The organism is Pseudomonas sp. HK3, from assembly GCF_052920985.1.
In genome coordinates, this window is the sequence record NZ_JBREXD010000001.1 from 295,001 (window position 1) to 308,224 (window position 13,224).

Below are 13,224 nucleotides of genomic sequence, written 5' to 3' on the forward strand. Positions count from 1 at the left end.
AACGTGGCAATGCCCAACCTGCGACGCACTGGCTGAAGGTTGATTTTCAACCATCGCTTTAAATGTCGTACAGACAGTACGATAAACAAAAAGCTCATGGCCCACAGACCTAATGTATGTACAACGGCTTTTGCAGGCTCCGGCCCGTAATAGAAAATATCGCCTGCAAACTGGACTTGATAGAACCCATATACAAGCTGAGCAACCGGAAACAAAACCAATAGCCATGTTATTAGGCTGACATACCTTTGTGTTTTTATACGTTGGCTATTCATTAATAATTCCGCGTTAAATCCATGCCTTTGTATAAGTGAGCGACTTGCTCTTCATAACCATTGAACATTTGGGTAGGGATACGTTTTAAGTTAAAGAAACTGGTTGGTAGGCGCCGCTCACTTGCTTGGCTCCACCTTGGGTGATCAACTTTAGGGTTAACATTGGCGTAAAAGCCATATTCACTGGATGCAATCTGATTCCAGGTGGTTTGTGGCATCTCGTCGGTAAAGCGGATTTTGACAATGGACTTTATGCTTTTGAAACCGTATTTCCAAGGCACAACTAATCTAATAGGCGCGCCATTTTGATTGGGAAGCGACTTGCCATACAAACCTGTGGCCATAAACGATAATTCATTCATCGCTTCATCCATGCGTAATCCTTCTACATAAGGCCAGTCGATAGTGGAAAAAACGCTTTTTTGAGCCTTTAGGTTTTCAGGGTCATGTATCGACGTAAACTCTACATACTTAGCTTTTGATGTCGGCTTAAACTGTTTAAGCATGTCAGCCAGTGAAAACCCTACCCAAGGAATCACCATTGACCACGCCTCAACACAACGCAGACGATATATGCGCTCTTCAAGTTGCTGCTTCTTAATAATATCTTCGAGGGTGAATTTACCGGTTACCTCGGCATGCCCTTCTATTTCGATGGTCCAATCTTGGGTCTTAAGCTGATCTGCATTTCTGACAGGGTCTTCTTTGCCTGTGCCAAGCTCATAAAAGTTATTATAAGACGTGACCGCTTCTTCTGGTGTTAATGTGTCTTTTGCACCATAAGCTGTCGACTTGAAATCGAGTTTTTTAGCTAATAGAGATGGTGAGAAACCTGCAAAGGCCGTCGCAGCTAAACCATAAAGGCCTTGTTGCATAAATTTTCGGCGTTCACGATAAATAGATTCAGGAGTGACATCGGCTTCGGTGAGCGTTGAGCTTGATTTGTATTCGTGGGGCTTAATGATCATGTCTGGTCTCCTTGGGATAAAGATTAGACCAGACATGCAAAGAAAGTTCGATTAACTTACTTTTGAGCGGACTTTCGCTCTTTGAACATTTTCAAAGTGGTTACAACTGGGCCAGATAACCCATAAATCAAGAAAATGGCGAGCAGTATTAATGGCGGGTCAATTGCGACAACGGCAAAAGCACCAACAATCGCCAGCATTGCTACAAAAGGCACCTTACCTTTAAGGTCAAAGCCTTTAAAGCTGTGATACAACACATTGCTTACCATGAGAATACCAGTAGCACCGACCACTCCGGCCATTAGAATTGAAACGCTGTCACCAGAAACACCATAATCATTCAATGCCCAAACAGTACCAGCAACAATGGCGGCTGCCGCTGGACTGGCTAAGCCAGTGAAGTAATTTTTATCGGCGGTATCAATTTGAGTATTGAAACGTGCTAAACGTAGCGCAGCACCTGCCACATAAATAAAGGCAGCAATCCAACCAGCCTGACCTAAAGATTGCAAAGACCAGCTAAACGCAACCAGCGCAGGTGCAACACCAAACGACACCATATCGGATAGGGAGTCATATTCAGCACCAAATTCACTTTGGGTGTTGGTCATACGAGCAACGCGACCATCTAAGCCGTCTAAAATCATGGCAATGAAAATAGCGATGGCGGCTTTATCAAAGTGGCCATTCATCGATGCAACCACAGCATAGAAGCCAGAAAATAACGCACCGGTGGTAAATAAGTTTGGTAGTAAGTAAATGCCTTTACTACGTAGTTTTTCTTTTGCCGTAACCGGCTCTTGATCTTGGTTCAATGAAACGACCTTTTCTTCATCTGCTTGAGACATATTGGACCTGTTAATAATTAACGCTGCGTAATTCTACTTGGAATCGTTTGCGCTTCATAGGTCTCATATAACCAGAGTCTAGCGGTAATTCACATTTATTGCTTTAACCAGTCTTCACTGACCTGCCAAAAAGCATTAACCAGAGGGTGACTCATATGCTGATTAAGCACACACAACCCCACTGAAAAAGGCTCTAAACTAGGCGTAATATTGAGCACTCTCACTTTTTCTGCAATTGGGCTGTTGGTCAACACGAGCTCTGGTACCACACCCACGCCAAAGCCCAATGCCACCATTGAGACAATGGCTTCATTACCTGAAACCTGCCCATAAATATTCGGTTTGATGCTTTGCTGCTTAAACCAGCGCTCAACCCTGATTCGCCCTAGGCCTTGCTCTGATAAAATCATAGGCACATTTTGCCAGTCAACTTTAGACTCGGCCAAGGCATCAGCCACTGGACCAGGCTGATTAGGGGCTATAAATGCCAACGGTACTTGTGTCACTGGTTTAAATGAAAGGCGCGAAGATAGCTGGTCGGGCCTTGCTGCAATGGCAATGTCTACTTCACCATTTAAGGCCATACCCACTGCTTGGGCCGCATCTCCGGTTCGTAGACGAATATCCACATTAGGATGTCGCTCGCGAAATGCCGTTAATAAGTCGGACAAAAAGCTATAACTGGCCGTTACCGTACAATATAGGCTTAGCTCCCCTTGTAACTCACTGGCCTGGGTATGTAATTGTCGCTGAAACTGCTGAAACTGCTCTAACGTGCGCGCTGCAAACTCTTTAAATTCGCCACCCGCTTGGGTCAAACGCACTTCTCGGCGGTCACGCTCAAATAGTCGCTGCCCTACTTCCTCTTCTAGGCGCTGCACTACACGAGAAATCGTCGATGCAGAGGTATGACATTTTTGCGCCGTCTGGCCATAGTGTAAGGTGTCGGCCAGCACAATGAACTGGGATAAGTCTTTGAAATCCATCTATTTACACCTGCTATATAAGCAGCAAGAAAACACACAAGGAGTATATTGCATTTTCTGCAATAAGCTATTTCAAATATAGCGTTTTACGCAACAGCGTTTTTTGCCTACACTGCACGGGAATTTTACTCTCAGGGATTTTATTGAGAGAAAAGCGGAGCAATCGCTTTTCATCAATGTGAAAATCTCGGCACAATTTCTATCTGGAGAATACAAAGATGGGTCAGAATTACTTTAACACTCTTAACCTGCGCGAGCAGCTAGACCAACTTGGTCGTTGTCGTTTCATGGACCGCAGCGAATTCGCGAACGGTTGTGAAGCCCTTAAAGGCAAGAAAGTTGTGATCATCGGTTGTGGCGCACAAGGCCTTAACCAAGGTCTTAACATGCGTGATTCAGGTCTAGACGTATCTTACGCACTGCGTGAAGCCGCTATTACTGAAAAGCGTCAGTCTTACAAAAATGCAGCTGACAACGGTTTCACTGTTGGTACATACAAAGAACTTGTTCCTACTGCTGACCTAGTATGTAACCTAACACCTGATAAGCAGCATACTGATGCAGTATCAACTGTTATGCCGCTTATGAAAGAAGGCGCGACTTTAGGTTACTCTCACGGTTTCAACATCGTTGAAGAAGGCATGCAAATCCGTGAAGACTTAACAGTAATCATGGTTGCTCCTAAGTGCCCTGGTTCTGAAGTACGTGAAGAATACAAGCGTGGCTTCGGTGTTCCAACGCTTATGGCTGTTCACCCAGAAAACGATCCACAGGGTAAAGGTCACGAACAAGCTAAAGCTTGGGCGTCTGCTACTGGTGGCGATCGCGCGGGTGTTCTTGAATCTTCTTTTGTTGCAGAAGTTAAATCTGACCTTATGGGCGAGCAAACTATCCTTTGCGGTATGTTGCAAACGGGCGCCATCCTTAGGTTACGAAAAAATGGTTGCTGACGGCATCGACGGCCCATACGCTGCCAAACTGATTCAATTCGGTTGGGAAACAGTAACTGAAGCACTAAAGATCGGCGGCATCACCAACATGATGGATCGTCTGTCTAACCCAGCTAAAATCACAGCGTTTGATATGGCTGAAGACCTTAAATTGCTTATGCGTCCATTATTCCGCAAGCACCAAGACGACATCATGACAGGCGAATTCTCTCGCACCATGATGGCTGACTGGGCGAACGACGATGCGAACCTGCTAAAATGGCGTGAAGAAACAGCCGAAACTGGCTTCGAAAAAGCACCTGCTTGTGATGTTGAAATCGACGAGCAAGATTTCTTCGACAAAGGCATCATGCTAGTTGCTATGGTTAAAGCGGGCGTTGAGCTTGCGTTCGAAACCATGGTTGAGTCTGGTATCGTTGAAGAATCTGCTTACTACGAATCTCTGCACGAGACACCACTAATTGCTAACACCATCGCTCGTAAGAAACTTTACGAAATGAACGTGGTTATCTCTGATACTGCAGAATACGGTTGCTACTTGTTCTCTCACGCGGCAGTGCCTTTGCTACGTGAAGAGTTCATGCCTAACATCACAACTGAAGTGATTGGTAAAGGTCTAAACCTTAAGTCTAACTCTGTAGATAACGCACGTTTAGTTGACGTTAACGAAGAAATTCGTGAGCACCCAGTTGAGTGGGTTGGTCAAGAGCTTCGTGGCTATATGACTGACATGAAGCGCATCGTAGAAGCGTCTAAGTAATTACTTAAAAGCTAAAGCGATTCAAAAGAAACCGCTGCGGTAACGTAGCGGTTTTTTTGTGCCCCATAAAAGAACAAAGTGGTTACATGACACTATCTAGACAAGCTTGAAGCATATCGTAGAAGCGTCTAAGTAATTCTTAGATAGCTAATATCGAAAAGCCTAGGCAGTGATGTCTAGGCTTTTTTTTGTTTCTAGAAGGTCAAAAGCCAAGTGGCTACATGACACTATTTAGACAAGCTTGAAGCGCATCGTAGAAGCAACCAACTAATGCTTAGTTATTAGTTATTAGTTATTAGTTATTAGTTAACAAGAGATAAAACTTAGCGGATTTTGAGGCTGTAGATAAATCTGTGTAACTGCTTATCATCAAAGCCAGAAATGGCTAAGGATAGGCAGCAATGAACAAAGAAGCACTAGAAGCCTTTGCCCGCGAAGCGGCAAAGGGTATTAAAACAGAACAAGACCTTAATGAATTTCGTCAGATGCTCACTAAAGTGACAGTTGAGCGGGCTTTAAATACTGAGCTTGATGAGCACCTTGGTTATGAACGGAATGAAGAATCCTCTAACTCCAATAGCCGCAATGGCACCACCAGTAAAACTTTACGCACCGAAGATGGCCAGTTTCAACTAGATACCCCTAGGGATCGCGAAGGCTCTTTTAATCCTAAATTAGTAAAGAAAAATCAGACTCGGTTTACCTCGATGGACGATAAAATTTTATTTTTATACGCCCAAGGCATGACCACACGAGAAATCGTTAAAACGTTTAAAGAACTGTATAACGCAGATGCCTCTCCAAGCCTAATTTCAAAAGTCACTGATGCGGTCATTGAAGAAGTGATTGAATGGCAATCTCGTGAATTAGATGCGGTGTATCCCATTGTTTATCTTGATTGCATCGTGCTTAAAATTCGTCAGGACAAACAGGTGATCAATAAATCAGTTTACCTTGCCTTAGGCGTCAACATGGAAGGCCACAAGGAGTTATTGGGCATGTGGCTATCTGAAAACGAAGGGGCTAAGTTCTGGCTAAATGTTCTGACTGAGCTGCAGAATCGTGGTGTGAAAGACATTCTCATTGCTTGCGTGGATGGCCTGAAGGGCTTTCCAGATGCTATCAATGCCGTCTATCCAGAAACGCAAATTCAGCTGTGCATCGTGCACATGGTGCGTAACTCAGTGAAGTACGTTCCTTGGAAAGATTACAAAGCCGTCACCGCTGATTTAAAGAAAATTTACCAGGCCGCGACTGAGGAAAGTGCCTTGCAATCACTGTCTGATTTTAGTGAGAAGTGGGATGGTCAATATCCACAAATCAGCCGATCTTGGCGTAATCACTGGGAGAATTTAAATACGCTTTTTAACTATCCTGCTGATATCAGAAAAGCCATTTACACAACCAATGCCATTGAATCTCTGAACAGCGTTATTCGAAAAGCGACGAAAAAACGAAAAGTATTTCCAACAGAAGAGTCGGCTAAAAAAGTGGTTTACCTTGCGGTACGACAAGCTTCGGAAAAGTGGACTATGCCGATAAGAAACTGGAAAACGGCCTTGAACCGATTTATGATCATGTTCGAAGACCGTTTGAAAGATTACATTTAAAACTGGCGGTTACACAGAATGGCTTACATCCTCCGGATTTTTTATGTCTAATAAATACTTCCTGCTTTTCCGTCGACTCACATCTCACATCTCACATCTCACATCTCACATCTCACAATTTTAAAAGCCTCACCCTCTAAAGTGCGACAATATCTTTCACAACAGAAAACCGATACAAAAAGCCAAAATAAGTCATTTTCTGCCAACTTTATCTCTTGAGTCGTTTTCTTACATACATTCAAATATGAACTCATATAATACTTGATACTACTGCACCGCATAACAAGGGCCTCATTAGTGCAATTGTATGTAATGAATAACCAGATTAGTTCACCTTTAAATGTCATAAAATAGAAACATACACATTCCTAAATGAGCGTAACTATCAAAAATAAAAGGATATCTGTTTAGTTAAGTAGCCTGCTAAAGATGACCAGAATAATAAAAATAACAACTTAATACCATTGACCAAAAAAGCTGGATGCACAAAATAATACCGAGCCAAAGGATTGATATGCACATCATAACGACACTCTGTTTGATTACCCTACTCTTCATGACACCTGCTCAGGCAGAGCAAAACCTTTTAAAAGAAAGTTTAGATACCGCCGACAGAATTCAAAAGATGGGACGACACAGCCAGCAAGTCGTCGATCAACTAGCTAAGCAACAGCAAGAACTACTAGAACAATATCAAAAATTACTGCGTAAAACCGAATACCAAAAAGAATACAATCAAGAGCTACTTATCTTAAAAGAGGAGCAAACAGATAGCATTGCGGCACTTCAACAAAAAATTGAAGACGTCAAATTAACCAAACAACAGTTATTACCATTGTTGCGTGAAATGACAAAAACATTAGAAAGATTCATCCAATTAGATCTGCCGTTCCACAGGGAAAATCGTTTAATAGGCATCAATGATTTGAAAAAATTATTAAGCCGAAGCCGTGTCACGATTACAGAAAAATTTCGACGCGTCATGGCCTTTTATCAAGCCGAAAATGATTACAATTATGACCTAGAGGTTTACCGTGACAATGTTGAATTGGATGACGAGTCACGTTCAGTCCAGATACTGCGCGTTGGTAGAAATGCTCTATATATGCAAACACTTGATGGTCAATTAAGCGCATTGTGGAATAAAAACACGCAAGACTGGCAAATACTTAATAATGAATTCAATCGCCCAATTAAAAAAGCCATCAGAATTACAAGTCAGAAAGCCGCGCCTGACTTATTAACGTTACCCTATTTAACATCGCTAGAATCGAATAAAGGAGAAAAATAATGCTAACTCGTTTTACTCGATTCACTATACTTTGTTTCGTATTCATAACGACCACTAGTGTCAATGCAGATATTTTAGAAGACAACAGCATTAAAACCTTAGATGAGCTTTTAATAACCACAAAAAAATTGCAGCACAAAGAGCAGTTAATTTATAAAGAAAGAGAGGCTCGGTTTTTACGTGAAAAAAATCAGCAACAACAGATAGTCGATAACGCCAAATCAGATTGGGAAAAACAACAAGCCATTGGTAATCCTCTTTTAAAGGCAACCCAAGCACAAAAGAGAAAGCTGGACGACCTGCAAAAAGAACTAGATAAACATGTCAGTGAATTAGGTGACATTCATAGCCTACATAGTCAATTCAGCGGTGATTTTATTGCTCGCCTTCAAGACTCCTTAGTTCAAGCGCAGATTCCTGAGCGCCAAAAAGCTCTAACTACACTACAAAAAAATCAAGCGCTCGCTAGCATAAAAGACATGAAAGAATTATGGCTTTTGGTTATGGCTGAAATGACACACGCCGGGAAGAATTCGATTTTTCAGGCAACAGTTATTACCCCTGAAGGTAAGAGTTCTAAGCAAGATGTAATACGCATGGGCACATTCAGTGCATTTTCCAATGGTCACTTCTTACGCTACATACCTCAAAATCAAGAGCTATTGGTCATTGGTGAACAACCTAGTGAATATAGTTTAATGGATACATTCAGTTCAAAAGCTCTCGATAATAAAGACGGTAAGCAAAATCCGGAACCCGTGTTAAGTGTGATTGACCCAACACGAGGTGAATTACTTGCCCTACTTGGACAAAGTCCAAGCTTATACGAGCGCTTATTACAGGGTAAAGAAGTGGGCTACGCCATCGTTATATTAGGCGCTATCGGAATGTTAATTATTTTATATCGTTTAATCTTCCTAGGAGTTGTTTGGCAAAAAACTAACGTACAACTTAAAAATCTAGATAAACCAAACAATGGCAACCCTTTAGGGCGCATATTTTTACAAGTAAAAGATATGAAGCCAGAGCAACGACAGGATGACGAGAGCTTACAACTAGTATTAGACGAAGCTATTATCAAAGAGCTGCCAAAACTAGAACAAGGCCATAGTTTAATTAAACTATTTTCTGCCATAGCACCTTTACTTGGGTTACTCGGTACAGTTATAGGAATGATCGCTACGTTTCAGAGCATCAGCTTATTTGGCAGTGGCGACCCCAAATTAATGGCATCCGGAATTTCTCAAGCCTTAGTAACAACCGTGCTGGGGTTATTGGTTGCCATACCTTTATTGCTCGGTCACAACATCCTTGTTTCATTTAGTAAAATTTTATTACAAATCCTAGATGAACAGAGTGCGGGGATATTAGCGAGAGAGCGTGAGTTATCCCAAAGCATTTTCAAAAAAGAAGTAGAGAAACATGCTTAACGAATCGTTAATCGTTTTATTTCAACAGTTCTTTGAACAAGGGGGAAATATTATCCCCGCTTTATTTTTGTTAGCACTTATTTTATGGGCACTCATCATTGAGCGCTTTTACTTTATTAAGGTTACTTATCCAAAATTATCTCAACATCAATTGAATAGATGGTCCATAAGAAAGGATAAACAATCTTGGAATGCCCATAGAATTCGAGAATTACTCATTTCAAAAAATAATGCTCAATTAAACCTCTGGTTATCCAGTATCAAGGTCTTGATTGCTATTTGCCCTCTATTAGGTTTGCTCGGAACGGTAAGTGGTATGGTAACGGTATTTGATGTAATTGCAGTAACAGGCAATAGCAATGCTCGGGCTATGAGTGCTGGCATCTATAAGGCCACGCTTCCTACCATGGTGGGGTTATGCTTAGCATTATCCGCATTGTATTTCAGCTACAGCATTAAACAATTAGTCATGAAACACAGTGCGCAATTTGAAGATAAATTAAACGTAAGAACCAATACACATCCGCATTCTCAGGGGGCTTTATGAGTACTCGTCGCCATCAAATTCAACAGGACGAAAGTGATTTAGATATTACCCCCATGCTGGATATTGTATTCATCATGCTTATCTTTTTTATTGTCACCACTTCATTTGTGAAGGAATCAGGTGTTGAAGTCAATTCACCTTCTGCAGCTACATCCGTGAATCAGGATAAAGCCAGTATATTCATTGCCATTAATGAAAACTCTGAAGTCTGGATTGATAAGCGACAAGTGGATATCACTACTGTACGAGCTATTATTGCACGACTCCATACCAGCAACCCTGATGGATCAGTGGTAATTCAAGCGGATAAACTTGTATCGGCCGATAAGCTTATGACAGTAATGGATCAAGTTAGGCAAGCTGGTGTGCATAACATTGCTCTGGCAGCGAAGAAAAAATAATGCGTATATTATTTTCTTTATTTACCTCTGTGTTTATAGTCATGACATTATTTTATTTAATAATTGGCTTGATTCATCAAGATGTACCTAATCTAGAATTAGAAGAACAACTGATACGTGTGAATATTGAAAGCGTAAAAAAAGAAAAAGATGAAAAGGCATCTAAACCTAAAAAAAAGACACTTATTGAACCCGAACCAATCCTCAAAAGTGAAATTCAACCAAGTATAACTCGTAAATTCAGCAACCTGAATCAACCCTTGATTAATCTAAGTGCGGCCCAAACGGAGTTTCAATTTCAATCGAAAGACATGCCAAAGTTTCAAGAAAACTGGATTCAACCAAAAGCATCCTCTCAATCAGATGCAGAGGCATTAGGAGAGCAACTTGGAAGTACCCCTGAAACTTTACGCAAGGTTATCCCCATTAGTACTCGACAACCCCACATTCCTAAAATTGCATGGGAAAATAAAATTAATGGCTGGGTGTTAGTATCATTAGAAGTAAAGCCTTCAGGGCGTACTGAAAACATACAAGTTTTAGATGCCTACCCTAGAGGGGTGTTTGAAGATGAAGCCGTAGCAGCTGTTAGCAGCTGGCTATACGAGACGTATACGGGGTCAAATCGTCGGTTACTGCAAAAAATTGAGTTCCAATGGAAGTATTACCCATACAACTGGGAATAAAAAAACATGATGAAATTTTCTAACCTCACATTACTATGCCAAACACTTATATATACATTCATTTTGAATATTGGTAACGGTTACGCTGATCAATATGAAAGTTATAGTATCGTCACGCCGCAAAAGAAAACAGCTGAAGAAGCCAAAAAAACCATCGCTGAACTAGAAAAAGACCTCAGCACATTAAAAGATAATTACACTCGTGATAGTACTGCTCGGTTTCTAGCCAGACACTATGCTCAAAAAAAAGGTGAAGGTAATATGAATAAGGCCTTAGCATATTACCAACAAGCACTGTCAGGCAGCGGATTGTCTGATATAGCCAAACAAGAAATGATCATTGAAGTGATTGAGATTCAATATTTTTTAAAAGACTACATCCTTGCTATTCAATCTATAAAACAATATCAATTATTAGGAGGGTCACTCTCAATCGACATTCAATTAAAGTTAGCATTTAGCCTTCATTTCTCAAACAAACCACAAGCCGCTATTTTTACAGCTGAAAAATTATACGAACACATTAGAACAACATTATTCAATCACGCCATTGACCCCTATATTAACCCTAAACTGGATATGAGCACTGAACAACTCACACAGCTTCTATTTATCTTTTTCGAAAATAAACGCTATAAAACCAGCATTGAATTACAAACCATAATTTTAGAGCAAAACAACTTGCTTTCTGATCATTGGATTAGGCTCAGTAAAATTTATTTGGTTGATGGGCAAACAGAAAAAGCCGCTGACATCTTGTTACTCGCCGTTCAAAAAGGCATAAAATTGGAACAAGAGCATATATTACTATTAAGTGATTTAATGGCTCAAAACAAAAACCCTTATATTGCCGCTCGATTTTTAGCACAAATGATCAATGAGTTCCAAGTCACTGCCGAATTTACTCACTATGAAAAATTATTTTCATACTGGTATGCTGCCCAGGAAATGGAATCGGCTATTAAAGTAGCCAACGTCATGGCTGAACTTATCCCCAGCACTGAACGTCAACTAGATATTGCTGAAATATATTATAAAACTCAAAACTGGGATCTAATGCGATCCACTATTTTAAACGCCTGTGATGGCGGGTTAGATAAAGTACTGGTAGGCCGTGCTAGCTATCTATTAGGTGTAAGCGAATTTAAATTGGATAATTTTGATAACGCTAAACAAGCTTTTATCAATGCAACCCTAACGGGGGGTTATCAAAAAGAAGCTTTTCAGTTTCTTGATTACATGAATGTGGATACCCAGTTTTCTCGTAATCCTTCTTATTTACGTCGTCATGATGGCCCCTGCGGTCCAGAAAATTAGTTTAATTATTAAATTGAAACTAATCATCCTGTTACACCTGATGCATCAAAGGGCCATGTATTAAAAATAAGTACTGAGTAAAAACTAAATCTCCACCATTTCAAATGCATCTTTTCCCACACCGCAGTCTGGGCATAACCAATCACTTGGGACATCATCCCATTTTGTACTTGGGGTAATGCCTTCTTCAGGCCAACCCTTGGCTTCATCGTAAACAATACCGCACACAGCACACTCCCAAATTTTCATACTGAACCTCACTGAGTACCTAGATTATCGACCCTGCATATATTTTTTCACATTGGTATTAAAATAACGTTTGAAGACGCTATTGGCTTCATCCTCAGATTGACGCCAGCCATAAACCTCTGGCTTGGTAGTTTCGATTGCTAGGGTTTTAAAAATTAACCAATCATAAATCGCCAATGTGGCGGTCACGTTTTTCGCTGAATTTTTACCACGTGAATGATGTTGATGATGCTGCGTGGGAAACGTAATTACATGGCACAAACCCCACATGATTTTACGCACCAATTTGTATTTATGATTCAAAAAATACAAATCGTAATTCCAATTTACATGGGTATGTGCAGCCCATAGCCCTTTAAATACTGTAGCCGCTAAAAACACCTCCGTTAAACCCAAGTATAAGCAAAGAATTTGAAACCAATAATTAGGTAAAATAAACCACCATGCCCAGCCATTAATAAAGGTTTGTGTTACGGATAACTGCCCTTTGTTGTCCATCCCCCCCGATAAATGATGTGGTCGATGATTCATTTTGTAAAAAGCTTGAATCCATTGCAGAGTTTTATTTTTTGGGCGCCTCGCATGGGCAAACAAATGGGCCGCGCCGTGTAAAAACTCTTCAATGCAAAAGAATCCAATAAGGGCACACCAAAAATACTCTTGCTCTAGCCAAGCAAGGCTACCTGCACTGCCTGGGATTAACGTCATCATCAATAATGACACGCCAATAACCAGCAATGGTCGCTGCACGACAATCATCATAAACGTCGCTAAAAATGCCATATGCCAGTCTTGCTTAGTCTTTTTGCCATCTTTCGTTCGACCGCTAGCAAACTCCCATAAAGCCGCCAGCACTATAAACACCGCTACCACCGCTTTTAATACATCTTCCATAGGGCACCTTTT

At 40.9% G+C, this 13,224-nt stretch carries 15 protein-coding genes (1 of these 15 running past the window's edge); 9 read left to right on the plus strand and 6 right to left on the minus strand.

Annotation, left to right across the window (positions count from 1 at the left end; translation table 11 throughout):
• The 4 genes from ACU6U9_RS01295 to ilvY all read right to left on the minus strand — a co-directional run.
• Window positions 1-275 carry the 5' end (the start) of a sulfite oxidase heme-binding subunit YedZ gene (locus ACU6U9_RS01295; RefSeq protein WP_446733277.1) on the minus strand. 361 nt of this gene lie to the left of the window's left edge, so only the first 275 of its 636 coding nucleotides appear in the window; the start codon lies at window positions 273-275; its stop codon lies beyond the left edge, outside the window.
• On the minus strand, window positions 275-1,243 hold the full coding sequence (msrP, locus tag ACU6U9_RS01300) for a protein-methionine-sulfoxide reductase catalytic subunit MsrP (protein WP_446733278.1): 969 nt from the start codon (window positions 1,241-1,243) through the stop codon (window positions 275-277). Before msrP ends, ACU6U9_RS01295 begins: the two co-directional genes overlap by 1 nt.
• A gap of 56 nt (window positions 1,244-1,299) precedes the next feature.
• On the minus strand, window positions 1,300-2,091 hold the full coding sequence (gene pssA / locus ACU6U9_RS01305; RefSeq protein WP_446733279.1) for a CDP-diacylglycerol--serine O-phosphatidyltransferase: 792 nt from the start codon (window positions 2,089-2,091) through the stop codon (window positions 1,300-1,302).
• A gap of 95 nt (window positions 2,092-2,186) precedes the next feature.
• Complete coding sequence (ilvY, locus tag ACU6U9_RS01310) at window positions 2,187-3,077, minus strand: HTH-type transcriptional activator IlvY (RefSeq protein ID WP_446733280.1); 891 nt, start codon at window positions 3,075-3,077, stop codon at window positions 2,187-2,189.
• Window positions 3,078-3,295: 218 nt separating this feature from the next.
• Between ilvY and ilvC the strand changes: the two genes are divergently transcribed.
• The 9 genes from ilvC to ACU6U9_RS01355 all read left to right on the plus strand — a co-directional run bounded on the left by ilvC (window position 3,296) and on the right by ACU6U9_RS01355 (window position 12,069).
• On the plus strand, window positions 3,296-4,027 hold the full coding sequence (gene ilvC / locus ACU6U9_RS01315) for a ketol-acid reductoisomerase (RefSeq protein WP_446733281.1): 732 nt from the start codon (window positions 3,296-3,298) through the stop codon (window positions 4,025-4,027).
• Window positions 4,017-4,787 carry a hypothetical protein gene (locus ACU6U9_RS01320; protein WP_446733282.1) on the plus strand — a complete coding sequence of 257 codons (771 nt, stop codon included), beginning with the start codon at window positions 4,017-4,019 and terminating at the stop codon, window positions 4,785-4,787. Before ilvC ends, ACU6U9_RS01320 begins: the two co-directional genes overlap by 11 nt.
• A 401-nt stretch (window positions 4,788-5,188) precedes the next feature.
• Complete coding sequence (locus ACU6U9_RS01325) at window positions 5,189-6,397, plus strand: IS256 family transposase (RefSeq protein WP_446733082.1); 1,209 nt, start codon at window positions 5,189-5,191, stop codon at window positions 6,395-6,397.
• Window positions 6,398-6,911: 514 nt separating this feature from the next.
• The gene (locus tag ACU6U9_RS01330; protein ID WP_446733283.1) at window positions 6,912-7,688 is read left to right on the plus strand and encodes a DUF3450 domain-containing protein; all 777 of its coding nucleotides are present in this window, start codon (window positions 6,912-6,914) and stop codon (window positions 7,686-7,688) included.
• A complete protein-coding gene (locus tag ACU6U9_RS01335) occupies window positions 7,688-9,118 on the plus strand; it encodes a MotA/TolQ/ExbB proton channel family protein (RefSeq protein WP_446733284.1) in 1,431 nt (476 codons plus the stop codon). The genes ACU6U9_RS01330 and ACU6U9_RS01335 overlap by 1 nt, the downstream gene beginning before the upstream one ends.
• The gene (locus tag ACU6U9_RS01340; protein WP_446733285.1) at window positions 9,111-9,665 is read left to right on the plus strand and encodes a MotA/TolQ/ExbB proton channel family protein; all 555 of its coding nucleotides are present in this window, start codon (window positions 9,111-9,113) and stop codon (window positions 9,663-9,665) included. The genes ACU6U9_RS01335 and ACU6U9_RS01340 overlap by 8 nt, the downstream gene beginning before the upstream one ends.
• Window positions 9,662-10,066: an ExbD/TolR family protein gene (locus tag ACU6U9_RS01345; protein ID WP_446733286.1), complete on the plus strand. Its 405-nt coding sequence runs from the start codon at window positions 9,662-9,664 to the stop codon at window positions 10,064-10,066. Before ACU6U9_RS01340 ends, ACU6U9_RS01345 begins: the two co-directional genes overlap by 4 nt.
• On the plus strand, window positions 10,066-10,752 hold the full coding sequence (locus ACU6U9_RS01350) for a TonB family protein (RefSeq protein ID WP_446733287.1): 687 nt from the start codon (window positions 10,066-10,068) through the stop codon (window positions 10,750-10,752). Before ACU6U9_RS01345 ends, ACU6U9_RS01350 begins: the two co-directional genes overlap by 1 nt.
• A 6-nt stretch (window positions 10,753-10,758) precedes the next feature.
• A complete protein-coding gene (locus ACU6U9_RS01355) occupies window positions 10,759-12,069 on the plus strand; it encodes a tetratricopeptide repeat protein (protein WP_446733288.1) in 1,311 nt (436 codons plus the stop codon).
• 84 nt (window positions 12,070-12,153) lie between these two features.
• Here ACU6U9_RS01355 and ACU6U9_RS01360 read toward each other — a convergent pair whose 3' ends face one another.
• Both ACU6U9_RS01360 and ACU6U9_RS01365 read right to left on the minus strand, forming a co-directional pair.
• Window positions 12,154-12,318 carry a rubredoxin gene (locus tag ACU6U9_RS01360; protein ID WP_446733289.1) on the minus strand — a complete coding sequence of 55 codons (165 nt, stop codon included), beginning with the start codon at window positions 12,316-12,318 and terminating at the stop codon, window positions 12,154-12,156.
• A gap of 24 nt (window positions 12,319-12,342) precedes the next feature.
• Window positions 12,343-13,212, minus strand: coding sequence for a sterol desaturase family protein (locus ACU6U9_RS01365; protein WP_446733290.1), 870 nt, complete (start codon window positions 13,210-13,212; stop codon window positions 12,343-12,345).
• Between the last annotated feature and the right edge of the window lie 12 nt (window positions 13,213-13,224).

Bases quoted from the DNA above. Each gene is read 5' to 3' on its own strand.
- ACU6U9_RS01330 (WP_446733283.1), top strand. From the start codon at position 6,912: ATGCACATCATAACGACACTCTGTTTGATTACCCTACTCTTCATGACA.
- pssA (WP_446733279.1), bottom strand. From the start codon at position 2,091: ATGTCTCAAGCAGATGAAGAAAAGGTCGTTTCATTGAACCAAGATCAA.
- ACU6U9_RS01365 (WP_446733290.1), bottom strand. From the start codon at position 13,212: ATGGAAGATGTATTAAAAGCGGTGGTAGCGGTGTTTATAGTGCTGGCG.
- ilvY (WP_446733280.1), bottom strand. From the start codon at position 3,077: ATGGATTTCAAAGACTTATCCCAGTTCATTGTGCTGGCCGACACCTTA.
- ACU6U9_RS01360 (WP_446733289.1), bottom strand. From the start codon at position 12,318: ATGAAAATTTGGGAGTGTGCTGTGTGCGGTATTGTTTACGATGAAGCC.
- ACU6U9_RS01325 (WP_446733082.1), top strand. From the start codon at position 5,189: ATGAACAAAGAAGCACTAGAAGCCTTTGCCCGCGAAGCGGCAAAGGGT.
- ACU6U9_RS01350 (WP_446733287.1), top strand. From the start codon at position 10,066: ATGCGTATATTATTTTCTTTATTTACCTCTGTGTTTATAGTCATGACA.
- ACU6U9_RS01340 (WP_446733285.1), top strand. From the start codon at position 9,111: ATGCTTAACGAATCGTTAATCGTTTTATTTCAACAGTTCTTTGAACAA.
- ACU6U9_RS01320 (WP_446733282.1), top strand. From the start codon at position 4,017: ATGGTTGCTGACGGCATCGACGGCCCATACGCTGCCAAACTGATTCAA.
- ACU6U9_RS01355 (WP_446733288.1), top strand. From the start codon at position 10,759: ATGATGAAATTTTCTAACCTCACATTACTATGCCAAACACTTATATAT.
- ACU6U9_RS01335 (WP_446733284.1), top strand. From the start codon at position 7,688: ATGCTAACTCGTTTTACTCGATTCACTATACTTTGTTTCGTATTCATA.
- msrP (WP_446733278.1), bottom strand. From the start codon at position 1,243: ATGATCATTAAGCCCCACGAATACAAATCAAGCTCAACGCTCACCGAA.
- ilvC (WP_446733281.1), top strand. From the start codon at position 3,296: ATGGGTCAGAATTACTTTAACACTCTTAACCTGCGCGAGCAGCTAGAC.
- ACU6U9_RS01345 (WP_446733286.1), top strand. From the start codon at position 9,662: ATGAGTACTCGTCGCCATCAAATTCAACAGGACGAAAGTGATTTAGAT.